Source organism: Microbacterium sp. NPDC091662 (genome assembly GCF_044756705.1).
In the GTDB taxonomy this organism is placed as follows: Bacteria; Actinomycetota; Actinomycetes; order Actinomycetales; family Microbacteriaceae; genus Microbacterium.
On the sequence record NZ_JBIVTM010000002.1, the window covers coordinates 736203 to 761056 of the forward strand.

18 protein-coding genes are annotated in these 24854 nt (G+C 68.7%); 14 read left to right on the forward strand and 4 right to left on the reverse strand.

From position 1 onward, the window contains the following. The first annotated feature begins 66 nt into the window (after nt 1–66). Entirely contained in the window at nt 67–468 is a 402-nt protein-coding gene (locus ACIQLD_RS16865) for a VOC family protein (RefSeq protein ID WP_402609826.1), read from the forward strand. A gap of 179 nt (nt 469–647) precedes the next feature. Here the strand turns inward: ACIQLD_RS16865 and ACIQLD_RS16870 are convergent, their stop codons facing one another. Further along, on the reverse strand, nt 648–2123 hold the full coding sequence (locus tag ACIQLD_RS16870) for an NCS2 family permease (protein WP_402609828.1): 1476 nt from the start codon (nt 2121–2123) through the stop codon (nt 648–650). 90 nt (nt 2124–2213) lie between these two features. Here ACIQLD_RS16870 and ACIQLD_RS16875 point away from each other — a divergent pair, with 90 nt between their 5' ends. From ACIQLD_RS16875 to ACIQLD_RS16920, 10 genes are all read left to right on the forward strand, one after another. Beyond that, nucleotides 2214–3590: a DUF6350 family protein gene (locus ACIQLD_RS16875; protein ID WP_402609829.1), complete on the forward strand. Its 1377-nt coding sequence runs from the start codon at nt 2214–2216 to the stop codon at nt 3588–3590. Nucleotides 3591–3654: 64 nt separating this feature from the next. After that, nucleotides 3655–4242, forward strand: coding sequence for a phosphoribosylglycinamide formyltransferase (purN, locus tag ACIQLD_RS16880; RefSeq protein ID WP_402609831.1), 588 nt, complete (start codon nt 3655–3657; stop codon nt 4240–4242). A gap of 38 nt (nt 4243–4280) precedes the next feature. Further along, nucleotides 4281–5888 (forward strand): bifunctional phosphoribosylaminoimidazolecarboxamide formyltransferase/IMP cyclohydrolase, encoded by a 1608-nt coding sequence (gene purH / locus ACIQLD_RS16885; protein ID WP_402609833.1) that lies wholly within the window; start codon nt 4281–4283, stop codon nt 5886–5888. Between the two features lie 109 nt (nt 5889–5997). After that, nucleotides 5998–6903, forward strand: a complete 906-nt coding sequence (locus tag ACIQLD_RS16890; RefSeq protein WP_402609835.1) for a class I SAM-dependent methyltransferase — start codon at nt 5998–6000, stop codon at nt 6901–6903. A gap of 79 nt (nt 6904–6982) precedes the next feature. Then, entirely contained in the window at nt 6983–8506 is a 1524-nt protein-coding gene (locus ACIQLD_RS16895; RefSeq protein WP_402609837.1) for a DNA-3-methyladenine glycosylase 2 family protein, read from the forward strand. Next, nucleotides 8503–9000, forward strand: a complete 498-nt coding sequence (locus ACIQLD_RS16900) for a methylated-DNA--[protein]-cysteine S-methyltransferase (protein WP_402609839.1) — start codon at nt 8503–8505, stop codon at nt 8998–9000. Before ACIQLD_RS16895 ends, ACIQLD_RS16900 begins: the two co-directional genes overlap by 4 nt. Before the next feature lie 79 nt (nt 9001–9079). Continuing rightward, the gene (locus ACIQLD_RS16905) at nt 9080–10129 is read left to right on the forward strand and encodes a dipeptidase (protein ID WP_402609841.1); all 1050 of its coding nucleotides are present in this window, start codon (nt 9080–9082) and stop codon (nt 10127–10129) included. A gap of 314 nt (nt 10130–10443) precedes the next feature. Further along, nucleotides 10444–12375 carry an ABC transporter ATP-binding protein gene (locus ACIQLD_RS16910; RefSeq protein ID WP_402609843.1) on the forward strand — a complete coding sequence of 644 codons (1932 nt, stop codon included), beginning with the start codon at nt 10444–10446 and terminating at the stop codon, nt 12373–12375. Beyond that, nucleotides 12372–14186 carry an ABC transporter ATP-binding protein gene (locus tag ACIQLD_RS16915; RefSeq protein WP_402609845.1) on the forward strand — a complete coding sequence of 605 codons (1815 nt, stop codon included), beginning with the start codon at nt 12372–12374 and terminating at the stop codon, nt 14184–14186. Before ACIQLD_RS16910 ends, ACIQLD_RS16915 begins: the two co-directional genes overlap by 4 nt. 130 nt (nt 14187–14316) lie before the next feature. Then, on the forward strand, nt 14317–15135 hold the full coding sequence (locus ACIQLD_RS16920) for a hypothetical protein (RefSeq protein WP_402609847.1): 819 nt from the start codon (nt 14317–14319) through the stop codon (nt 15133–15135). 117 nt (nt 15136–15252) lie between these two features. Here the strand turns inward: ACIQLD_RS16920 and ACIQLD_RS16925 are convergent, their stop codons facing one another. Then, nucleotides 15253–15711, reverse strand: coding sequence for a GNAT family N-acetyltransferase (locus ACIQLD_RS16925; protein ID WP_387183025.1), 459 nt, complete (start codon nt 15709–15711; stop codon nt 15253–15255). 175 nt (nt 15712–15886) lie between these two features. Between ACIQLD_RS16925 and ACIQLD_RS16930 the strand changes: the two genes are divergently transcribed. Next, nucleotides 15887–18106, forward strand: coding sequence for an NADP-dependent isocitrate dehydrogenase (locus tag ACIQLD_RS16930; RefSeq protein ID WP_402609849.1), 2220 nt, complete (start codon nt 15887–15889; stop codon nt 18104–18106). 195 nt (nt 18107–18301) lie between these two features. Here ACIQLD_RS16930 and ACIQLD_RS16935 read toward each other — a convergent pair whose 3' ends face one another. Both ACIQLD_RS16935 and ACIQLD_RS16940 read right to left on the reverse strand, forming a co-directional pair. Continuing rightward, nucleotides 18302–19792 (reverse strand): L,D-transpeptidase family protein, encoded by a 1491-nt coding sequence (locus tag ACIQLD_RS16935; protein ID WP_402609851.1) that lies wholly within the window; start codon nt 19790–19792, stop codon nt 18302–18304. 108 nt (nt 19793–19900) lie between these two features. After that, entirely contained in the window at nt 19901–20305 is a 405-nt protein-coding gene (locus ACIQLD_RS16940) for a RidA family protein (protein WP_402609853.1), read from the reverse strand. Between the two features lie 25 nt (nt 20306–20330). Between ACIQLD_RS16940 and ACIQLD_RS16945 the strand changes: the two genes are divergently transcribed. Together ACIQLD_RS16945 and ACIQLD_RS16950 are read left to right on the forward strand one after the other, a co-directional pair. Beyond that, the gene (locus ACIQLD_RS16945; protein WP_402609855.1) at nt 20331–21548 is read left to right on the forward strand and encodes an amino acid deaminase; all 1218 of its coding nucleotides are present in this window, start codon (nt 20331–20333) and stop codon (nt 21546–21548) included. After that, nucleotides 21539–24835, forward strand: a complete 3297-nt coding sequence (locus tag ACIQLD_RS16950) for a family 20 glycosylhydrolase (RefSeq protein ID WP_402609857.1) — start codon at nt 21539–21541, stop codon at nt 24833–24835. Before ACIQLD_RS16945 ends, ACIQLD_RS16950 begins: the two co-directional genes overlap by 10 nt. Nucleotides 24836–24854: the final 19 nt, after the last annotated feature.

Here is a 24854-nt window from a genome sequence, read left to right on the forward strand (position 1 = left end):
TACGTACAGGTTGTATGTATCCTAGTCACGCAGAATACAAACACTCTGTATGTAAAGGAGAGACGAATGCGGATCACGAGCTTCTACCCGGTGCTGATGGTCGACGACGTCGCAGCGAGTGCGCGGTTCTATCGAGAGGAGCTCGGCTTCGAGGTGGTGTTCGAGGCCGACTGGTACGTGAGCCTGCGCTTCGATGGCGGTGAGCTCGCGATCCTCGACCGTTCGCACGAGACCATCCCCGAGGGGTTTCGCGAGCCCGTGCGCGGGCTGCTGCTCAACGTCGAGGTGCCGGATGCCGCTGCCGAGCATGCGCGCCTGGTGGGGGAGCGGGGTCTGCCGGAGCGGCTGCCGCTCCGCGACGAGGCCTTCGGTCAGCGCCACTTCATCATCGAGGCGCCTGGCGGTGTGCTGATCGACGTGATCGAGCCGATCGAGCCGTCGCCGGAGTTCGCCGCTGCCTACGCCTGAGCCTCGCGAGGTGGCCGTCTTCGTCAGACGCATGACCTCTCAGCGGATGCATGGCCGCTCGGGGCGTGTGTTCCTGCATCCGGCGGATGCTCATGCATGTGACGGCCGCGGCGGAGGGAGGTACGGAAGAGGGGCGGATGCCGCAGCACCCGCCCCTCTTCCGTGAGCTCGGATCGGTGTCAGATCCCGACGCCGAACAGTGCCTCGATGGGCCCGCGGGCGAAGAAGATCAGGAAGCCGGCGCCCACCACCCACAGCAGCGGGCTGATCGTCTTGGCCTTGCCGGAGAACGCGTGGATGAGCACCCAGCTGACGAAGCCCGCGCCGATGCCGTTCGCGATCGAGTAGGTCAGCGGCATGACAGAGACGGTGAGGAACACCGGCAGCAGTACGCGGAAATCGCTGAAGTCGATGTAGCGGATCTGCGCCATCATCATCGCACCGACGATGATCAGCGCGGCGGCGGCGATCTCGGTCGGGACGATCGACGTCAGCGGGGTCAGGAACATCGCGATCAGGAACACGATGCCTGTCACCACGTTCGCGAGTCCGGTGCGCGCACCCTCACCGATGCCGGCGCCCGACTCGATGAAGACCGTGCTCGAGGACGAGGACGTCGCGCCACCGGCGATCGCGCCGACACCCTCGACGACCAGTGCCGACTTGATGCGGGGGAAGTCGCCGTTGTCGTCGGCGAGGTTCGCCTCCTTGGCGAGGCCCGTCATGGTGCCCATGGCGTCGAAGAAGTTCGTGAACAGCAGAGTGAAGACGATCATCACGATCGCGACGAGGCTGACCTTGCTCAGATCGAAGCTGAAGTCGACGGCCCCGATGAGGCTCAGGTCGGGGACACCCACGGGGGAGCCGTCGAGCGCGGGAACCGTCAGGCCCCAGCCGCCCGGGTTCACCACGTTGCCCTCGTCGTCGAAGCCGCGGGCCCCGATGTGCCAGATCGCCTCGACGATGACTGCGAGCACAGTGCCGCCGATGAGTCCGATCAGCATGCCGCCCTTGATCTTGAGGGCGACGAGGATGCCGGTGAGGAGGAGGGTGATGACGAACAGCAGGGTCGGAACGGTCGCGACCGAGCCGTTCACGCCGAGGCCGACAGGAGGAGAAGACGCGCCGGTCGCGGTGACGAAGCCGGAGTTGACGAAGCCGATGAAGGCGATGAACAGACCGATGCCGACCGTGATCGCGATCTTCAGCTGGAACGGGACCGCGTCGAAGATCGCCTTCCGAAGGCCGGTGGCAGCGAGCAGCACGATGACGACGCCGTTGATCATCACGAGGGCCATGGCCTCGGGCCAGGTCACCTGTCCGACGACCGAGAACGCGACGAAGGCGTTGATGCCAAGTCCGGCGGCGAAACCGAAAGGCAGGCGCGTGACGAGTCCGAACAGGATCGTCATCACGCCGGCGGTCAGTGCGGTGGCGGCGCCCACGGCGTTGAAGCTGAGCATGTCTCCGGCGACATCGGGCTTGCCGGAGAGGATGATCGGGTTGAGGATCACGATGTACGCCATCGTGACGAACGTCACCAGGCCCCCTCGGATCTCGGTGCCGATCGTGGATCCGCGCTTGCTGATCTCGAAGAAGCGGTCCAGGGAGTTCTTGGGTTCGGTGGATGCCGGGGCGGGCGGGGCAGTTGTCATCGGGAAACCTCCGGAGAAACGCTATCGTGTCGTCGACCTCACGCGCGCCCCCAGGGCTTCGTCGGCAACTCGTCGTAGTCTCGAAACGCTATGCAACGCCTCCTCGTCGCGCTCCTCGCCGCCTTCGACGCCGCCATCGCCGCGGCGGTCGGTCTCGTCGTGCTGCTCGCGCCGCTGACGCTGCTGTGGACGCTCGCCTTCGGCGTCACGGCCGACTGGGGCGCGCTCTGGCCGCTCACCGGTACGCTCTGGGAGTTCGGCCACGGGGTGCCTCTGGCCGTCACCATCCCGGATGAGCTCCTGGTCGCTCTCGCGATCCCGCCGCAAGCGGCGTCCTTCGCGGTCTCGATCACGCCGCTGGCTTTCCTGCTCTTCACCCTGCTTTTCGCCGCCCGCTCCGGCGCCAGGGCTGCGGCTGCGGGAACCTGGCTGCTCGGCTCGCTGTCGGGAACGGTGGTGTTCACCGCCATCTCCACCGGCGTCGCGCTGACCGCGCGGCTGGATGCCGTGCAGACCCCTCTGGTCCTCGCGATCGTTCTCCCCGCCGCTGTCTACCTCGTCGGCACGGTGTGCGGGGCTGTGCGGATCGCGTGGGAGGAGGGAGACGGGGGAATCCTCGATCGTCTCCACGATCGCATCGACGCCCGCGAGGATTGGGCGCCCGTCCCTGTCGCGATCGTTCGCGGCACGGCCTTCGCCGTGGTCGGCGTCGTCGGTGCCGCCGCCCTGGCACTCGCCGTGATGACGCTGTTCCGCGGCGGGGAGGTCGTCGCGCTTTTCCAAGCCGCCCGTGTCGATGCACTCGGGGCGACCGTGATGACCCTGGCGCAGCTCGCCTATCTCCCCACCCTGGTCGTATGGGCGGCCTCGTGGCTCGCGGGCCCTGGATTCGCCGTCGGCGCCGGAACCGCGGTATCGCCAGCCGGCACGCAGGTGGGGGTCGTCCCGGGTATCCCGATGTTCGGGCTGCTGCCCGAGAACAGTTCGATGTGGATGCTGATCGTGGTGCTCGTCCCGATCGCGGCCGGCGCGTTCGCCGGCTGGGCGGTGCGTTCCCGTCTCGTCTGGGAAGGGACGCCGCTGGGCGCGGTGCAGCGCGCAGCGATCGCGGTGGGGATCGCCGTCGTCAGCGCGGGGGTGGCGGGCCTCGCCGCGGTACTCGCGAACGGCTCGATGGGGCCGGGGCGGCTGGCGGATGTCGGCCCTGCGGCTCTTCCCTTCATGCTCGCGCTCGGTCTGGAGGTGCTCGTGGGGGCAGCGATCCTGTTGCTGTCGCCGCGCCACCGCGATGAGCTGGCCGAAGAGCGCACGGACCGCTGGATCGCCGAGATGACCGAGTTCGATCCGAGTCTCACTCCGGCAGCGTCGGCGCCCGGCATCCCCTTCTCCGAGACGCCGGCGTTCGACGACACAGCACCTCTGGACGACGTCCGCGGCTTCACTCCGCCCCGGGGCGACCGCGACTGAACACCGTCAGCGGGCGAACGGATGCCGGGCGGATCAGGTCGTCGCGCCCCGGTAGACTGGGCGCGTGCTCACGGTCGCCGTTCTCATCTCGGGCACCGGCTCGAACCTTCGCGCCCTCCTCGAGGCCGCTCGTCATCCCGATTTTCCCGCCAGGGTGATCGTCGTCGGTGCCGATCGCGAAGCCGAAGGGCTGGCCCACGCCGAGGAGTTCGGCATCCCCAGCTTCACGGTGCCGTGGCACGAGCACGAGAGCCGCGAGGCGTGGGGCGAAGAGCTCGCCCGCCAGCTCGCCGTCTGGAACCCCGACCTCGTGGTCCTCAGCGGTCTCATGCGTCTGCTGCCGCCTTCGCTCGTCGCGGAGTACTCGCCGCGCCTCATCAACACGCACCCCGCATTCCTGCCGGAGTTCCCGGGGGCGCACGGCGTCCGCGATGCGCTCGCCTCCGGTGCGGCCGAGACCGGCGCCAGCGTGATCGTCGTCGATGACGGTGTCGACACGGGGCCCATCCTGGCCCAGGAGCGCATCCCGATCCTCGACGGCGACACCGAGCACAGCCTCCACGAGCGCATCAAGCCCGTCGAACGTCGACTGCTCATCGACGTCGTCCGCGGGATCGCCACCGGCGACCTCGTCCTCAGCACTTCCTCCTGACCCCCTCCACCCGACGCCCCCGCACGAAGGAGCCCATCATGGCCGGCCCCCGCCACGACCCCACGCTCTACCGCGATCGCGACAGCGTGCCGATCCGGCGCGCGCTCGTCTCGGTGAGCGACAAGACCGACCTGCTCGTCCTGGCTGCGGCACTCGCCGATGCCGGTGTCGAGATCGTGTCGACCGGTTCGACGGCCTCGACCATCCGCGAGGCGGGCTTCCCGGTCACAGACGTGGCCGCCGTCACGGGCGTCGCCGAGATGCTCGACGGTCGCGTCAAGACGCTGCACCCGAAGATCCACGGTGGTCTGCTCGCCGACCTGCGTCTCGAGGACCACGAGCGTCAGCTCGCCGAACTCGACATCACGCCGTTCGAGCTCGTCGTCGTGAACCTCTACCCGTTCGTCGAGACCGTCGCTTCCGGCGCCGTGGGCGACGACGTGGTCGAGCAGATCGACATCGGGGGACCTGCGATGGTGCGCGCCGCCGCGAAGAACCACGCCAACGTGGCGATCGTCGTCTCGCCGCAGTCGTATCCTGGCATCATCTCGGCGATCGCCGAGGGCGGTACCTCGGTATCGCAGCGGCGCGAGCTCGCCGCCCGTGCCTTCGCGCACACGGCCGCCTACGACACCGCGGTCGCATCGTGGTTCGCCGAGGGCACGCTGCAGGACGACGGCGACCTCCCGACCCACCTGACGATCCAGGCCGAGCGCCTCGCCACCCTCCGCTACGGCGAGAACTCGCACCAGCGCGGCGCGATCTACACCCGCGCCGGCGGCCACGGCATCGCCCAGGCGACCCAGCTGCAGGGCAAGGAGATGTCGTACAACAACTACGTCGATGCGGATGCTGCGCTGCGTGCCGCCTACGACATGGTCAAGCCGGCCGTCGCGATCATCAAGCACGCCAACCCGTGCGGCATCGCGACCACCGCGCCGAACGCGCTCGATCCGATCGCCAGCGCCCACCTGCGCGCGCACGAGTGCGACCCGGTCTCCGCTTACGGCGGAGTGATCGCGGCCAACGGGACCGTGACTCTGAAGATGGCCGAGAACCTCAAGGACATCTTCACCGAGGTCATCGTCGCGCCATCGTTCGAGCCGGCAGCGCTCGAGGTGTTCAAGGCGAAGAAGAACCTGCGTCTGCTGCAGCTGCCCGAGGACTGGCAGCAGGAGCGCATGGATGTGCGTCTCGTCTCCGGCGGACTGCTGCTGCAGGACGCCGACCGCTTCCCCGACGACATCGTCTCCGTCGCGAAGAACTGGGAACTCGTCTCCGGCGAGCGTCCGAGCGACGAGGAGATGGAGAACCTCATCTTCGCGTGGAAGGCGTGCCGCGCGGTCAAGTCGAACGCGATCGTGCTCGCGAAGGACAACGCCACGGTCGGCGTCGGCATGGGCCAGGTCAACCGTGTCGACTCGTGCCGCCTGGCGGTCGAGCGCGCAGGAGACCGCGCCGCCGGATCGGTCGCGTCGTCCGATGCGTTCTTCCCCTTCGCGGACGGCGCCCAGGTGCTGATCGATGCCGGAGTCACGGCGATCGTGCAGCCCGGCGGCTCCGTGCGTGATGAGGAGGTCATCGACGCGGCTCGCAAGGCGGGCGTCACGATGTTCTTCACCGGGGAGCGTCACTTCTTCCACTGAGCGCACACCTCGTCCCGGGAACGCGTCCCGGCCTCGCCTCGGACGCTCGACCTATATACTGGCCGTTCACTGGGGGCAATGGGGCGACAGTATGGAAGCACAGACGCGTGTGACGTCAAGCGAAGGCACGGCGACGGTTCCGTGGCTGAGGCCGACTTCCTATTGGTTGCCGGCCCACTTCGTGGATTCGGCATGGATCACCCACGGAGCGTTCGCCGCCTGGCTGATCGACGTGCTGCGTCCGCGCGACCTCGCGGAGTTGGGCACGCACAACGGCTTCTCGTGCTTCGCCTTCGCCGAGGCGGCGAAGCGGTTGGGGCACACGGTCACGATCAACGCCCTGGACAGTTGGGAGGGCGACGATCACGCGGGCTTCTACGACGACTCCACGTACGAGGCGGTTCGATCGATCGCGGAGAGTGACTATGCGTCGAGTGTCGAACTGCACCGCGGCTACTTCTCCGACACGCGTCCACGTTTTGCTGTGGCGTCCGTCGATCTCCTGCACATCGATGGACGCCACGGCTATGAGGACGTCCGCGAAGATTACGAGCAGTGGCGGGATACGGTCCGTGACGGGGGAGTGATCCTCTTCCACGACATCGCCGAACGACGCGACGATTTCGGAGTCTGGCGCCTCTGGGCGGAGATCGCCGAACCGGGGCGTGCATTCGCCTTCGAGCACGGGCACGGTCTCGGCGTGCTCGCCGTCGGCGACGTCGTCCATGACCCGCTCCGCGCGCTCTTCGAGGCGGATGACTTCGTCGCCGGCCGCATCCGCGCGGACTTCGAGCGCCTCGGCGCGCTGATCGCACACGTGGCACGCATCCCGCACCTCGAAGCGGAGGTCGAGTCCCTCCACGACGTCGTGGAGACCCTGCAGACGGAGCGTGTGCGTCTCTCCGACGTGATCGTGGCACGGGATGATGCGCTCGCATCGCTGCGCGGCAGCGCGAGCTGGAAGCTCACCGAACCCTTGCGCGCGATCAGCCGGAGAGCGCGACGGGAGCGCTGACAGGAGCGGCGATCCGCCTGATCACAGTCATGTCCGATTTCCGCCAGTCGAAGTCGGTGGGGCGTGACACAGTGGAGGCATGAGCTTCCCCGTGATCGACTTCGACGAGCGCTACCGCGCGATCAGCGCGCGCGACACCCGCTTCGACGGGCAGTTCGTGACGGCCGTGCGCTCGACCGGGATCTACTGTCGTCCGAGCTGCCCCGCCCGCACGCCCAAGCCGCAGAACGTCACCTTCTATCCGACGAGCGCCGCGGCTCACGAGGCCGGGTATCGGGCGTGCAAGCGATGCCTGCCCGAGGCGGCGCCCGGGTCTCCTGCGTGGGACATCCGTGGCGACACGGCTGCGCGGGCGATGCGTCTGATCGCCGACGGCGTGGTGGAGCGCGAGGGCGTTCCGGGGCTGGCTGCGCGGCTGGGATACTCCAGCCGGCACCTCACGCGGCTGCTGACCACCGAACTGGGTGCCGGCCCGCTCGCGCTGGCCCGAGCCCATCGGGCGCACACCGCGCGGATGCTGCTGGTCGGCACAGACATGCCGATCTCCGACGTCGCCTTCTCTGCCGGGTTCGCCAGCATCCGACAGTGCAACGACACGATCCGCGAGGTCTTCGGACTCACGCCGGGCGAGCTCAGGGCGCGTCGTCGGTTGCCGGCTTCAGCCGTTCCCGGCGCGATCGACCTCGTGCTGCCGTATCGGGGGCCGCTCGATGCGAGTGGCATCTTCGCCTGGATGGCGGCACGTGCCGTTCCCGGTATCGAGGAGACGACGTCGACGTCGTTCTCTCGGCACCTGCGGATGCCGGGCGGTCCCGCCTGGTTCGAGGTGCGTCAGGATGATGCGGCACGTCTGCACCTGCGCGCCCGAGTCGCACGGCTGGGAGATCTGGCCCCATTGGTGTCGATCGTGCGGCGTATCTTCGACCTCGATGCCGATCCGCAGGCGATCGATGAGGCGCTCTCCGCGCACGCCGAGCTCGCCCCCCTCGTCACGCGTACCCCCGGCATCCGGGTGCCCGGTTCGGCCGATCCTCACGAGATGCTGATCCGCGCGATGGTCGGGCAGCAGATCACCGTGGTCGCGGCTCGTACCGCGCTCACCGCGCTCACCGAGGCGCTGGGGGAGCGCACCGAGAGCGGACTGCTGTTCCCCACGATGTCCGCCATCGCCGCGCATGGTGCCGAGGTGCTGCGCGGCCCGGCTGCCCGCATCCGCGCGATCACCGGTGCTGCCGCCGCGCTCGCCGACGGCTCCCTTCGGCTCACGGTCGGAGACGACGGCGCCGAGCAGCGTGCCGCGCTCCTGGCGATGCCGGGGATCGGGCCCTGGACGGCTGACTATGTGCGCATGCGCGTTCTCGGCGACCCCGATGTCCTGCTGCCGGGCGACGTCGCGCTGCGCGCCGGTGCGGCGGCTTCCGGCCTGCCGGGCGAAGCGCGCCCGCTCACGCTCTGGGCCGAGCGCACCGCCCCCTGGCGCAGCTATCTCAGCGCACACCTCTGGCGCGCTGCCCCCGTGCGCCCCGTAGCTTCTCGGCGCGCGTCGTCAGCCGCTGCACGTTCCACCCCCACGGAAGACACGACAACGAAGGAGACCCCATGACCGCCCTCATCCAGACCATCGAGACGCCGGACGGCGCCTTCACGATCCTCGCCGACGACCGCCAGCGCGTGATGTCCTCCGGATGGACGTCCGATGTCGAGGCGATCCTCGACCGCCTGTCTGCTGCGAACCGCCCTGAAGACCTCCGGGAGGGGGAGACGGACGCCGCAGCTGCAGCGCTCGCGTACTACGCCGGCGACCTCTCCGCCATCGACGACGTCGCCGTGAAGCAGACGGGAACAGCCCTGCAGCTCGCCGGATGGTCTGCGCTGCGGTCGATCGAGCCGGGCGAGCCTCTGACGTACACGGGTTTCGCGACCCGGCTCGACAACCCCCGTGCCGTCCGCGCGGCTGCGTCCATCTGCGCGCGCAACGCACCGGCGCTGTTCGTCCCCTGCCATCGGGTGCTGCGCACCGACGGCACCCTCGGCGGATTCGCCTGGGGGATCGACGTCAAAGAGAGCCTGCTCGTGCGCGAGAGCCGCGCGCATTGAGTCGCGGGCACCACGATGGGTTGTCGTCGTGGTGCCCGTCGACGAAGCATCCGGACCGATGCGGCCATAGGCTCGTCCCGTGACCGCCAACGATGCACTCGCCCTCCACCGCCGCGCCGTCGTCGCCGACGCGCACAACGATCTGCTCTGCTCGGTGGCGAGCCGCCCGGCGGATGAGTGGTCGGACTACTTCCGGGCCCAGTGGCTTCCCCAGCTGCACGACGGTGGTGTCGGTCTGCAGGTGCTGCCGGTGTTCATCGACGACGTGTATCGCCCGGAGGGGGCCTTGCGTCGCACCCTCCGCATGATCGAGGCCGCGCACCGGCTGGCAGAGGGCAACGCAGATGCGGTCGGTCTGTGCCGGGACGGCGACGACATCGATCGGGTGATCGGCGAGGGGCGCATCGCGCTGGTGCTCGCCTTGGAGGGGATGCCCGGCATCGCCGATGACGTCGAGATGCTCGAGACGGTGCACCGGCTCGGGGTGCGCATCGGATCGGTGGCGCATTTCGGGCGCAGCGCGTTCGCCGACGGCAGCGGTGAGGATGCCGCGGGCAGCAGACTGACGCGAACCGGCGTCAGGGCACTCGCCGAGATGGAGCGCATCGGGATGATCTTCGACATCAGCCACCTCGGTGCGGGCGGGGTCGACCACGTGCTGGAGCTTGCCACGCGACCGGTGATGGCCACGCATTCCTCGGCCCGTGAGCTGTTCGACCACCACCGCAACCTCACAGATGCGCAGATCGCCGGGGTCGCCGAGAGCGGGGGAGTCGTGTGCGTCAACTTCTTCGCTCCGTACCTGCATGAGAGCGCGTACACGATCGACGCGCTGATCGACCACTTCGAACGCGTGGTGTCGGTCGCCGGCATCGAACACGTCGGGATGGGGCCGGACTTCGTCCGTGAGGTGCTGGAAGACACCACGGCGCCCTGCTGCGTGCAGACGACGATCGAAGGGGTGCCGGCCGATCGGTACCTGCCGGGCCTCGAGGGCCCGGCAGGCCTCCCGCTCGTGACCGAGGCGCTGGTGCGTCGTGGCTGGCAGGAGCAGGACATCCTCGCCGTCCTCGGTGGCAACCTGCAGCGCTTCCTCCGATCCGGACTCGGAACCGCAGCCCACGTCTGAGGCTCTCCGTATCTCGTCTCCCACGCGGGTCGACGACCGTGGTCGACGAATCGGGAATGACTCTTGCATTCAGCTGGTTCACAGCAATAGGCTGGTGGGCTGTCGCGCCAACCGGACGACATCGCCGAGCCCCTGAGGAGGACACCATGACCACGATCGCCACCGCGCGGATCGCAGCTCTCGGCTCGACCCCGGCGCGTCCGCTCTCCTAGAGCCACCCCGCCCCTTCTTCGTCGGATGCCGGACTCCATGAGTCCGCTCTCGTATCCGTCCCCTTCCGCAATCGCTTTCCATACGAAACTCGTCTGAGAGACATGTCTTCCTCGCCTTCCGTGCAGAATCCCTCGCCCTCATCGACCCTTTCCACTCCGGCCGCACTGTGGCGTCTGAAGCCCTTCGTGAAGCCCGTCATCTGGCGGCTCGCCGGCGGTGCAGCCAGCGCGCTCATCGCCGCCGTCATCGCTCTGATGATCCCGATCGTGCTCGAGCAGATCATCAGCGGCCCTGTGCGCTCCGGTGAGATCAGTGCGATCGTCTGGGGAGCCGTCGCCGTCTTCGCCCTCGCCCTCGGCGAGGCCCTGATGGTGTGGCTGCGACGCCAGTTCGTGCTCAACCCTTCGACAGAGGTCGAGTACAAGATGCGCACCGAGCTGTACTCGCGCCTGCAGACGCTCCCGGTGTCTTTCCACGACCGGTGGGGCTCCGGGCAGCTGCTCAGCCGCATGATGCAGGACATCGGTCTCATCCGCCGTTGGCTCGCGTTCGGCCTCGTGCTGCTGGTCGTCAACATCCTCACGATCATCATCGGCTCTGTGCTGCTCTTCCGCTGGCACTGGTTGCTGGGCACGATCTTCCTGGTGACCGCGATCCCGCTGTGGATCCGCGGCTACCTGTTCGAGAAGCGCTACGGCGCGCTCACCCGCCGCAGCCAGGACCAGGCCGGCGACCTCGCCACGAGCGTCGAGGAGAGCGTGCACGGCATCCGCGTGCTGAAGGCGTTCGGTCGTGGCAAGCACGCCCTCAGCCGCTTCAGCCGCCAGGCTGAGACCCTGCGCGAGACCGAGATGAGCAAGGCCGGTGCGATCGCGTCGATCTGGTTCTGGCTCGACCTCATGCCGCAGATCGCCTTCGGCCTCAGCCTGATGTCCGGCATCTGGCTGATCTCCGTGGGCCAGATCGACGAGGCGCAGCTGTTCGCCTTCTTCGCGATGGCGGTCGTGCTGCGCTGGCCCATCGAGTCGATCGGCTTCCTGTTCTCGTTCATGCTCGACGCGCGCACGGCGACCGACCGCGTCTTCGACATCTTCTCCGAGACCAACACCATCACCGACCCGGAGAATCCGGTTCACATCGAGAACCCGCGCGGGGAGCTCGCGTTCGAGAACGCGCACTTCCGCTATCAGGACGCGGGTGCCCACGAGCGCGACCTGCTCGACGGCATCGACCTGGTGCTGCGCCCCGGCGAGACCATGGCGCTGGTGGGCCTGACAGGCAGCGGTAAGACCACACTCACCACGCTGCCCACGCGTCTGTACGACGTGACGGGCGGCAAGGTCACCCTCGACGGCGTCGATGTGCGGGATCTTCCGCTCGCCGAGCTCCGTCAGCACATCGCCATGGCGTTCGAAGACGCGACGCTGTTCTCGGCGACGGTCCGTGAGAACGTGCTGCTCGGGCGTGCCGAGCTCGACGTGCACAGCGATGAGGGCGAGCGCGTGCTGCGCGAAGCTCTCGACGTCGCGCAGGCGGCGTTCGTCGACGCGTTGCCCGACGGCGTCGAGACGGTGATCGGCGAAGAGGGGCTCAGCCTCTCCGGCGGCCAGCGTCAGCGGCTCGCCCTCGCCCGCGCTGTGGCGGCGAAGCCGAAGGTGCTCGTGCTCGACGACCCGCTGTCGGCGCTCGACGTCGACACCGAAGCTCTGGTGGAGGAGGCGCTGCGGCACGTGCTCGCCGACACCACGGCCATGATCGTGGCGCACCGGCCATCGACCGTCGCCCTCGCCGACCGCGTCGCCCTGCTGGAGGCCGGCCGCGTGACGGCGGTGGGGACGCACTCCGAGCTGCTGAAGACGAGCCGGCACTACCGCCACGTCATCTCCAGCCTGGAGGCGGAGGAGGCCGCGCGCACCGGCGCGATCCCCGTGATCCGCGATGAACAGGCCGAGATCGACGAAGAGGTCCGCGAGGGCCTCGGGATGCAGGCGCCCGACGAAGACCCGATCACCGAGAAGGAGGTGCAGCGATGAGCTCCGCCGTCACCGGAACCCAGAACGAGGATCGTTCCGAGTACACCCGCGAAGAGAGCCGGGAGATCCGTCGGCGATCCCTCCGACTGCTCGGATCCCTGGTCAGCCCGTTGAAGCCGAGGATCGTCCTCGCCGCTGCGGTGCTGATCGTGTCGACCGCCCTCCAGGTCGCCGGCCCGATCCTCATCAGCATCGGCCTCGATCGTGCGCTGCCCGCGGCCATCGACCGGGCCGACTGGATGCCCACCTTCATGATCGGAGGCATCTACCTGCTGGCGGGGGCATTCGCTGCCGTGCTGATCGCCTGGTATGTGATCATCGCAGCCAAGCTCACCCAGGCCGTGCTGCTCGACCTGCGCAAGCGCATCTTCCTGCACACCCAGCGCCTGAGCCTGGAGTTCCACGAGTCATACACGTCGGGGCGCATCATCTCGCGCCAGACCAGTGACCTCGACTCGATCAAGGAGCTCCTCGACGGCGGCTTGAACGAGCTCGTCTCCGGCGTGCTCTTCGGGCTCTTCACCTTCATCGCGCTGTGCTTCTGGGATTGGCAGTCAGGCCTCATCCTGGCGATCGGCGGCGTACCGCTGTTCTTCCTGATGAAGTGGTTCTACTCGCGCTCGCAGCTGGTCTACCGCGAGTCGCGGGTGATCAGCGCGAAGGTGATCGTGCAGTTCGTCGAGACGATGACCGGCATCCGGGCCGTGAAGGCCTTCCGAAAGGAGCCGCGCAACGACAAGGCCTTCCAGGAGATCGCCGGTGACTATCGCGATGTCAACCGTCGCTCGATGCTGCTGTTCGGCACGTTCGAGCCCGGGCTCATGGGCGTCGCGGCGCTCGTGCTCGGCATCGTCGTGCTGTGGGGCGGTATCCGGGTCTCCGAGGGGGCATTGACCGTCGGCGTGCTGCTGTCGGCAGTGCTGTACGTGCGCAACTTCTTCGCCCCGATGCAGGAGATCGCGATGTTCCTGAACTCGTACCAGTCGGCCACGGCCGCACTGGAGAAGGTGTCGGGCGTGCTCGAGGAGGTGCCGACGGTTCCGGATCCCGAGAAGCCGATCGACCTCTGGGAAGCTCGCGGGCACGTGGAGTTCGATGAGGTGACGTTCGGTTACAACGGCGAGAAGACGATCCTTCCGAACTTCTCGCTCGACATCCCCGCCGGGCAGACGATCGCTCTGGTCGGCACGACCGGCGCAGGCAAGTCCACGTTGGCCAAGCTCATCTCGCGGTTCTACGACCCCTCCGAAGGACGGGTCACCCTCGACGGTGTCGACCTGCGTTCGCTGCACCCGAAGGATCTCCGCCGCGCGATCGTCATGGTCACGCAGGAGGCGTACCTGTTCAGCGGGACCGTCGCCGACAACATCGCTCTCGGTAAGCCGGAGGCGACGCTCGACGAGATCAAGGCGGCGGCGCGGGCCGTGGGTGCCGACGGGTTCATCTCGTCGCTCCCCGACGGCTACGGCACCGATGTGAACAAGCGCGGCGGTCGGGTCTCGGCCGGTCAGCGTCAGCTCATCTCGTTCGCCAGGGCCTTCCTCGCCGACCCGGCGGTGCTCATCCTGGATGAGGCCACGGCGTCGCTGGACATCCCATCCGAGCGACTGATCCAGGATGCGCTGCAGACGCTGCTCAAGGACCGCACCGCGATCATCATCGCGCACCGCCTGTCGACGGTCGCGATCGCCGACAGGGTGCTGGTGATGGAGCACGGTCGAATCATCGAGGACGACACCCCCGCCGCGCTCATCGGCGGAACCGGCAAGTTCGCACAACTGCACGCGGCGTGGCAGGAGACGCTCGTCTGAACGCCCTCTCGACTGCTGCGGCCACACCCGTCCTCGTCGTCGAGACGGGGCGATCACGGCCGCAGCAGTCGAGACCGTGGGCGAACGCCGGGGGCGCGCATCGAGCGCGGTGCGTGGGTAGCATCGATGTATGGACCCGTTGCTGCTCGCTGCCGAGTGGTGGTGGATCGCGCCGACGGCGGTCGCCGCGGGAACGGTGGGGGTGATGGGAATGCGTCGTCGCAACAGCACGGTGAGCGGGCGCCGCCTCGCGGTCGATGCCGCACGGCATGATCTCAGAGAGGCACAGCTGGCCGCGGCCGAGAAGCGCACCGCCTGGAAGATCGCACGCGCCGATCTGGCCCGTGTCACCGCCGAGCGCGCAGCCCAGCGGGCGACGGCCGAACAGGTGGCCGGAGCGCGACGGATGCTGAAGGAGCGGGAGCGTGATGCGAAAGCGGCCTCGGCCGATGTCCGCGCCCGTCAAGTCCGTCTCAACGCTGCGCGGGCCGCGGTGCCCTCGGCGTCGGAGCCTCGCCCTCTCGAACGACTGCATGCCGCTCACGACGCCGTGACGGCGCGGTGGATGCGCTACGAGACAGATCCCGCACTGCAGATCTCCTACCCGGCGATGACCGATGTCAAGACTCCCGAGACGGCGGCCTACTTCCGTGCCGCAGGCAACGCGACAGAGATGCGCCGCGCGGCGGCCGGGCGTATCACTCCGGCGGAGTTCGCCGCCTATCGCGATGCCGTCGCCGAGCTCGAGCGCGCGTTCGAGGCGGCCGAGCACTCAGCGAGAGTGCAGGCGGGGGAGGCGCCGGCGGCGCCGGCTTGGCAGGATGCGGCACAGGACATGCTCAATCGCTCCGCGGAAGCCATCGACCGGGCGGCCGGTGCGGCCGCCGCCGTCCTCTCGTCATGGACGGGTCGGCGCAAGCCCGGGGGCAAGCCGGACGAACGGCCCTGAGTCGTGGGCGTGACGGCCCGACGGCACATGATGATGTCGTGAGAGCGCTCCCCACAGCCCTGTGAAAGGGCGACGAGGTCTCGATGGGGGAGGGGATTCGAGACCCCGCCGCCCGGTCTAGGTCGTGACCCGGATCTCGGCGATGACCTCACCGTAGGCGGTCTCGCCCACGGGAGTGAAGCCGACGCGGTGGAAGAAGGTCTCCGGACCGCCCTCGCCGGCCTCGTAGATCACGTTGACGTGGTCGACGCCGCGCTCGCGGGCCTCATCGACGAGCGCCTCGACCGCGTACCGGCCGACACCGCGGCCCTGATCGTCGGCATCGACGTTGATCCGCCACAGCACGGAGCGGAAGTGCTCCTCGGGGGCTTCGGAGTCGAAGTTGGCGCTCACGAAGCCGACGACTTCGTTGCGATCCAGGATCACCCGCTGCCAGGAGGTCTGCGGGTTGATGACGGTCGCTGCGATCCCGTAGGAGACCGGAGCGAGGAACTGCTCCTGTCCGGGCTTGAGCGACAGGTTGTTCACGGCGACGATCGTCGCAGCGGAGAGTTCGACCATGCGCAGTTCGGACATGGACCCAGGCTAACCCCTCCCGGCAGGCGCGACACCTTTCCGGACAACATTTCGCTGCGCTCTGGCCGTTCGTCGATACGGGGTGGCCACCGGTCGTGGGCCGAGGCCGCAGTGCCAGACCGGCTCAGGTATCTTGGTATCGAGACAAATTTCCCCGCGAACGGAGTACCTCCCGGTGACCGACGACGCCATCATCTACACGTACACAGACGAGGCACCGGCGCTGGCCACCGCCTCGTTCCTCCCGATCATCCAGGCCTACACCGGCCAGGCCGGCATCGAGGTCGAGACGCGCGACATCTCGCTGGCAGGCCGCATCCTCGCCGCCTTCCCGCAGAAGCTCACCCCGGAGCAGCAGGTGGGCGACTCGCTCGCCGAGCTCGGCGGACTCGCCACGCTCCCCGAGGCGAACATCATCAAGCTGCCGAACATCTCGGCGTCCATCCCGCAGTTGAAGGGCGCCATCGCCGAACTGCAGAAGCAGGGCTACGACATCCCCGACTTCCCGGACGAGCCGTCCTCGCTCGAGGAGAAGGACGTCCGCGCCCGCTACGACCGCATCAAGGGCTCCGCCGTGAACCCGGTGCTGCGTGAGGGCAACAGCGACCGTCGTGCGCCGCTCGCGGTCAAGAACTACGCCAGGAAGCATCCGCACCGCAACAAGCCGTTCGCCGCGGGCTCGAAGACACGCGTCGCGACCCTGGGTCACGACGACTTCAAGCACAACGAGCGCTCCTGGGTCGCCGCACACGACGACGTGCTGAGCTTCCGCCACACGGCGGAGGACGGAACGGTCACGGTCCTGAAGGAGGGGCTCAAGGTCCTCCCGCGCGAGATCATCGACGCGACGTTCCTCTCCGCCACGGAGCTCGACGCGTTCCTCGCCGAGACGCTCGAGGCGGCCAAGGCCGACGACGTGCTGTACTCCGTGCACCTCAAGGCGACCATGATGAAGGTCAGCGACCCGATCATCTTCGGTCATGTCGTGAAGGCGTTCTTCGCAGACGTGTTCGCGCAGTACGGCGACAAGCTCGCCGCCGCCGGTCTCAGCGCGAACGACGGCCTCGGCTCGATCCTCTCGGGGCTCGCGAACGTCGCGGACGGCGCCGAGATCGCCGCCGCCTTCGACAAGGCCATCGCCCAGGGGCCGCGTCTGTCGTATGTGAACTCCGACAAGGGCATCACCAACCTGCACGTGCCGAGCGATGTGATCGTCGATGCGTCGATGCCCGCGCTCGTGCGCAACGGCGGCAAGCTGTGGGGCAAGGACGGGGAAGAAGCAGACACGCTCGCCGTCATCCCCGACTCCTCGTACGCGAGCGTCTATCAGGCCGTGATCGACGACGTGATCGCGAACGGCCCGCTCGACCCGGCCACGATCGGCACGGTTCCCAACGTGGGGCTCATGGCACAGGCGGCCGAGGAGTACGGCAGCCACGACAAGACCTTCGAGATCGCGGCAGACGGCATCGTGCAGGTGCTCGACAGTGAGGGCACGGTGCTCATCGAGCACACGGTCGGCAAGGGCGACATCTGGCGTGCGACGCAGACCAAGCACATCCCGGTGATGGACTGGGTCAAGCTCGCAGTGACCCGTGCCCGTGCGACCGGCGACCCCGCCGTGTTCTGGCTCGACGCGAACCGTTCGCACGACGCGCAGATCATCGCCAAGGTGCACCAGGGGCTCGCGACGCTCGACACCAAGGGCCTCACGATCACGATCCTCGCGCCCGAGGAGGCCACGCGCTACACGCTCGCGCGCATGCGCCACGGGCTCGACACGATCTCGGTCACCGGCAACGTGCTGCGTGATTACCTGACCGACCTGTTCCCGATCCTCGAGGTCGGCACGAGCGCCAAGATGCTCTCGATCGTGCCGCTGCTCGCCGGTGGTGGTCTGTTCGAGACCGGTGCGGGCGGCTCGGCTCCCAAGCACGTGCAGCAGCTGGTCGAGGAGAACTACCTGCGTTGGGATTCGCTCGGTGAGTTCTTCGCGCTGGCCGCGTCGCTCGAGCACTTCGCCGACCGCACGGGCAACGAGAAGGCCCGTGTCCTGGCAGAGACCCTCGACGCAGCGACCGGTACCTTCCTTGAAGAGGACCGTTCGCCGGGTCGCGCACTCGGCACGATCGACAACCGCGGAAGCCACTTCTACCTGGGCCTGTACTGGGCGCAGGAACTGGCGAAGCAGACCAAGGATGCCGGCCTCGCGGCGGCTTTCGCACCGATCGCCGCGACGCTCGCCGAGAACGAGGAGAAGATCGTCTCCGAGCTCAACGCGGTGCAGGGTACGCCGGTCGAGATCGGCGGCTACTACCGTCCTGACGACTCGCTGGTCGAAGCCGTCATGCGTCCGTCCGGGACGCTGAACGGCATCGTCGACGAACTGCGCTGAGCCGACGAGAAGGGGGCGGATGCTGCGGCATCCGCCCCCTTCTTCGTGCCCGGACCGGTACGCGTGGCGCGCACCGGCTACCCAGGGCGCCGTCCTCCGGTCGATGGTCTCGACGTGACCGGGAGCGCGAGCACTCCCGAGAACACACCGGGGACGCGCCCCTCCGCCGGTTCGGTCAGGAAGGGACGGGAATCGTCAGTAGTGGACGGAGACCTCGAGGCCCTTGGGAGACCAGTCGTAGACGTACTTGGCGAGGTCGATCGGCAGGTTGACACAGCCGTGGCTCATCCGCTGACCGAAGTTGTTGTGCCAGTAGGTGCCGTGGAATCCGATGTTCGGGGCGAACCAGGTGATCCAGGGCACGTCCTTCGTGCAGTACGGTGCACCCGGGTAGCAGCCCATGTCCTGGATGCGGGTGTGCGCGAAGACCTTGAAGTTGCCCGTGGGCGTCAGCGTTCCGGGAAGGCCGGTCGACACAGCCCAGGAGTTCACGACCACGTTGTTCTCGTAGAGCACGGCCCGCTGCGAGCTCAGGTTGATGTCGATGCGGCGGAACAGGCTCACGGTCTCGAACGGCGTCTCGGTGACGGAGAGCGCGAAAACGCCGTTGCCGGCGGCCAACTGGTCGGCGAACTGCTCGGCGATACCCGAGGTGTCTCCCACTGCTCGGCCCGCGACGCCTTCCTGCTCAGCGCGCAGCACGGTGCCCGCCGAGTCGACGATGTTGGTGGCATTGACCGGGGCGCGGTCGACGAGAGCGGGAAGACCATCGACGGTCGCCTGGATCGCCTGTGGGTCGGCCGTGATGCTCAGCTGGCCGTCGTCGTCGGAAACCGTGAGCCAAGAGGCGGCGACTGCGGGGTCGACGGGCACGGCGCGTTCCTCGCCGACGTAGAAGCCGACCGTCGGCAGCATCGTGTTGAGCGCCGTGGCGGTGGCCGCCGCGTCGTCGTCAGAGACGGCGGGCTGTGCCTCGGCGGCATCGCCCGAGTACTCGAGCGTGGTGCGGCCTTCGCCGACCGCCGCGGTGAAGGCGGCGTTGAGGGCGGCGACATCGATCCCGGTTCCGGATTCGGCCGGCGTGATGACGAAGGTGCCGCTGGCGGCGTCGAAGACGACCCCGGCGTCCACAGGGTCGTCGAAGCTGGTCGGCACTGCGCTGCGCAGTGCGGCGGTCGCCTTCCCGGAGTCGAATGCAATCTCCGCGGGTACGGGGTCACCCATCCACGCGCCGAGGTTCCAGAGCGGGTGCTCGGCGAAGGCCTTGTCTGCGAGAGCGGTCGCGTCGACGTTCACCCCGAGGTCGGCACCGGTCAGGACGGTGCCATCTCCGTCGCCGGTGAGGGTGATCTCGGTTTCAGCAAGGTGGGAACTGATCGCATCGGCAGCGGCCCCGGGGGTCATCCACCCGACGGGAATGCCGGCGACCGTCGTACCCGGTGCGATGAGGATCATCGATGCGGCACCGGCACCGAGGGCGACGACGCCCAGGCCCAGGCCGATCCAGAGACCGAGTCGACGCTTCTTGGGAGTCGGTTCGACCGGTGCCCAGGCCAGCGGCTGGTCGCCGGTGGTCGGCGGAACGGTCTCGGTGGGAAGGTCCGTCGGTGCGGGTACTGCGGTGGGCGCGGAGTCATCTCCATGCGCCTCGGCTGCTGCGCCCGGCGCAGAAATCAGATCGGTCACGAACTTCACCCCCCGGCTCTCAAACGTGTCCTGACGTTCAATGGTACGGGATGGCAGGTAACGGGGAGGCAACGGTCCGTGATAACGTGCCTCCCCGCGCCGCGGAGGTCAGTCGACGATGGCGATGCCGTCGATCTCGACCAGCATCTCTTCTCGCGGCAGACCGGTGAAGACGGTGGTGCGCGAGGGCAGGACGCCGTTCGTGGTGTGCGCGGTCACGAAGGCGCCGTAGGCGTCGTTCATGATCGGGAAGTCCTCGCGCTTGGTCAGGTAGACGCGCAGCATGACGACATCGTCGAACGTCGCGCCGGACGCCTCGACGATCGCCTTCACGTTCTCGAGCGTGCGGGTGGTCTGGGCGGCGACGTCTCCGGGGAACAGGTACTCGTTCGTCTTCGGATCGACGGGGCCCTGGCCGGACACCTGCACGAACGGGCCCTTGCGGATTCCCTGCGAGAAGGTGTGGGCGGGGGCGGGGGCGGCGTCGGTGGAAACTCGGATCTTCGCGGTCATGCCGCCAGCCTAGTAGCATTGTTAGATGCCTCTACAAATTCCGGATCCCGTTCTCGGCGCCTGGACGAAGGGCTTCCCGGCGCATGCCGCGGGACTCCGCCTCTCGGAGGTGGCCGATGCCGGCCTGCACCTCTCCGACCTGGTCACCCCGGTGCTGACCGTGCATGAGGAAGCCCTCTCGCACAACGAGGAGACCGTCTTCGCCTGGGCGAAGGAGCGAGGCGTGCTGCTCGCTCCGCACGGCAAGACGACCATGGCGCCGGCGCTGTGGCAACGTCTGCTCGACGCGGGCGCGTGGGGGATCTCCGTGGCGACGCCCTGGCAGGCCGAGGTGGCTGTCGATGCCGGCGTCTCGACCGTGCTCATCGCGAATGCCGTCACCGACCCTGCCGCGGTGCGCCGACTGGGAGAGCTGCTCGGGGCCGATGAGGAGCTGCGCGTGCTGTGCTGGGCGGATTCCCTCGACGGCGTGGCGATCCTGGAGCGGGGCATGCGTGATGCGTCGCGGCCGTTGGACGTGCTGGTCGAGTTAGGCGGCGCACACGGTCGCACCGGAGCACGCACGGTGGCAGAGGGGGAGAGCATCGCTGACGCCGTCTCCGTCGCCCCGGGGTTGCGCCTCGCGGGCGTCACGGGATACGAGGGGCCGTTCGGCCCTGACCGCAGCGAGACTTCGGTCGCCGCCGTCGATGCCTACCTGCGGACGCTCATCGAGCTGCACACGCGCCTCGACTACCCCGACGACGTACGCCCTGTGCTCAGCGCCGGAGGCAGCTCGTTCCCCGATCGTGCAGCGGCGGTGCTCGGGACGGCGGACGCCGACGTGGATGTCGTGCTGCGCTCGGGCGCCTTCCAGATCCACGACGACGGCTTCTACTCCCGGATGTCTCCTTTCGGACCACTCACCGGGACTGCACCGCTCCGCTCGGCGATGCACGCCTGGTCGCGCGTGGTGTCGCAGCCCGAAGACGGCCTCGCGCTGCTCGACGCCGGTCGGCGCGACGTACCGTTCGACCTCGATCTGCCCGCTCCGCAGAGCGTGGAGGGTGCGATCACCGCACTGAACGATCAGCATGCGTTCCTGAGCCTCGCCGATGACGCGACGCTCGCTGTCGGGGACGTCGTGCGGTTGGGGCTCTCGCATCCGTGCACGGCCTTCGACAAGTGGCGCGTCGTCGCGGTGATCGACGACCCCGACGCGGCCGACCCCCGGGTGATCGGAGCGGTGGCGACATGCTTCTGAGTGCGGAGAAGGCCGCCGCCGGTCTCGTGCGGGTCTATCGCGGAGCCACCGTCATCGACGGGACGGGTGCACCGGGATACGTCGCCGACGTCGCGGTGGAGGGGACGAGGGTCGTCGCGATCATCCCCGAGGGCACGGCGGAACCGGTGCTCGAGCTTCCCGACGGCGCCGTGGAGGTCGGGGCCGACGGTCTCGTGCTGGCCCCCGGCTTCATCGACATGCATGCGCACAGCGAGCTCGCCGTGCTGAGCGGCGCGGCCCACGATGCGAAGATCCGCCAGGGCGTCACGACCGAGGTGCTCGGTCAGGACGGCCTCGGCTACGCGCCCCTCGACGATGCCGCTGCCGCCGTCATCCCCGCCCAGATCGCCGGGTGGAACGGGACGCCTGCCGAGGTGCCGTGGCGGACGATGGACGATCTGCTCGTGGCGATCGACACCGCAGCCGTCGCGAACGCCGCCGTCCTCGTCCCGCAGGGGAATCTGCGGATGATGGTCGTCGGCCATGAGAACCGCCCGGCGACGTCGGCCGAGATCGCTGCGATGGCCGATCTGCTGGGTCGGGCCCTGGACGCGGGAGCGTTCGGGATGTCGAGCGGCCTCACCTACACGCCGGGGATGTACGCCGACACGGCCGAGCTCGAGGCCCTGTGCCGCGTGGTCGCCGAACGCGGCGGATACTGGGCGCCGCACACGCGCAGCTACGGGGGAGGGGCTCTCGAGGCGTACCGCGAGGCGCTCGACATCGGTCGCCGCACCAGCTGCCCCGTGCATCTCACCCACGCCACCATGAACTTCGCCCCGAACAGGGGCCGCGCGGACGAGCTCCTCGCACTGGTCGACGAGGCGATCGCGGATGGAGTGGATGTCACACTCGACACCTATCCGTACCTGCCCGGAGCCACGACCCTCTCCGCGCTGCTGCCGAGCAGACTGGCGGCGTCCGGCGATCTGCTGCGAGCCATCGCCGGACTCGATGCCGCAGGCCGGGAGGCCGTGCGCGTCGAGCTCGAGGAGGTCGGCTGCGACGGCTTCCACGGCGAGAGGGCCGATTGGACGCAGATCCAGATCTCCGGCACCGCGAACCCCGCTCTCGCCGATCTCGTCGGACATACCATCGCCGAGATCTCCACCGCGAGCGGCCGCCGTGCGGTCGACGTCGTGCTCGACACGATCCTCGAGGATGCCGGCGCCACCGGGATCCTCATGCACATCGGAGACGAGGCGAACGTCCGCGCGATCATGCGTCATCCGCAGCACGCGGGCGGCAGCGACGGGATCCTGATCGGCGCCCGTCCGCACCCGCGCGGGCGCGGCACCTTCCCACGGTACCTGGGGCACTACGTGCGCGAACTCGGCATCCTGACCTGGGAGGAGGCGATCCGACACCTGTCGGGAACTCCCGCCAGGCGTCTGGGCCTTGATCGCGGGGATGCCCCCCGCGGCATCGTCCGGCAGGGAGCGACCGCAGACCTGGTGCTGTTCGACCCCGAGGTCATCGCGGCGGGAGCGACCTTCGAGGCGCCTCTCACCCCGCCGCACGGCATCGTCGACGTGCTCGTCGGCGGGGTTCCTGTCGTGTCTGCCGGAGATGTGACCGGCCTCACCCCCGGCCGAGCGCTGCGCATGCCGCCACCGGCGCACCGTGCGACGGTGCCGCGGATCGACGCGCGCATCGATCCGGCAGCCCCCGGTTTCCTGTGGACCGCGCAGACGTCGATCCTCGCCGCGGCTGATCCCACCGTTCCCGATCCCACCGCGCCTGACCTCAGCGCAGCCGTGGCGTGGTTGGGCGGCGGGGGAGGCGGCGACGAACGCGCGCCGATCCGTCTGGTGGTCGATGAGGCCCTCGCAGCGGAGTCCGCGGCTGCGGGCCGCATCGGTGACGAAGCCTTCCGGGTGACCGTGAGCGCCTCCGGCGTCGAGATCACGGGCGCGAGTCCCGTCGGAGTGTTCCGGGGCGCGACCGTGCTGAGACAGCTCCGCGACCCGGATGCCGCGACGGCGCTCATCCCCGCCGGTGTCTGGGCGGGATCACCCGCGTACAGCTGGCGCGGGACGATGCTCGACGTCGCTCGGCATTTCCGGAGCGTCGGCGAGGTCCGTCGGCTCATCGACCTTCTCGCCGACCATCACCTCAACGTCCTGCACCTGCACCTCACCGACGATCAGGGCTGGCGTTTCGAGGTGCCGGGCTTTCCCCGGCTCACCGCGGTGGGCGCGCGGCGAGAGGCGACGCAGCTCGGGCACGGTCCGTCGTCGACGGTCGAGGCAGGCGTGCATGAGGGCTTCTACACGACGGCGGAATTGCGCGATCTGGTCGCCTACGCTCGCGCGCGATGCGTGACGCTCGTGCCGGAGGTCGAGCTGCCAGGGCACATCCAGGCGGGTCTCGCCGCCTACCCCGAGCTCGGCAATGTCGACGTCGGAGAACCGGTTCTGTCCGCCTGGGAGCGCTTCGGGGTGAACCCGCGCACCCTCGCCCCCACGGACGCCGCTCTGGCGTTCGGGCGTGCGGCGATCGATGCCCTGTGCGACGTGTTCGACTCGGAGTGGATCGGGATCGGCGGCGACGAGGTGCCCGTGACCGAGTGGGCGCAGAGCCCGGCGGCCGCCGCACGGATGCGTGAGCTCGGTCTCGCCACACCGCACGACGTGCAGCCGTGGTTCACGGCGCACTTCGTCGCGCACGTGCGTGCCCGTGGCCGCACCGCCCTCGCCTGGGACGAGGTTCTCGAAGGGGATGTCCCCGACGGCGTCCGCGTCCTCGCCTGGCGTGGTCCTGCGGCGATGCGCGAGGCGCTGCGTCTGGGAATCGAGGTCGTCGCGTGCCCAGACCTCGAGGTGTATCTCGACTACCCGCAGTCGGAGTCGGAGGAGGAGCCGATCAGGGTCGGCCCGCCGCTGACGATCGAACGGGCCTACTCGCTGCGCGTCGTGGACGGCGCGGTGGGCGGTCAGGCGAACGTGTGGAGCGAGCACCTGCCGACCAGGGATCGTGTCGACTTCGCGATGTTCCCCCGTCTCTCGGCGATCGCCGAGAGACTGTGGGAGGGGGGCGATGCGGCGCCGTACGCCGACTTCGGCCGGCGCCTGCCGACGCACCTGCGCCGCCTCGCAGCTGTGGGGGTGCGGTATCGTCCCCTTGACGGGCCGGAGCCCGGACAGCGCCGCCCCGGCGTACCGGGGAAGCCGCTCACGATCGAGGCGCGGGAGCAGATCGTCGCGGGGCTGGTGGAGCGTCTCATCGAGCGCTCGAACACGGCCGTCACCGACGATCGAAAGTAATGTAACGTTTCGGTAACCC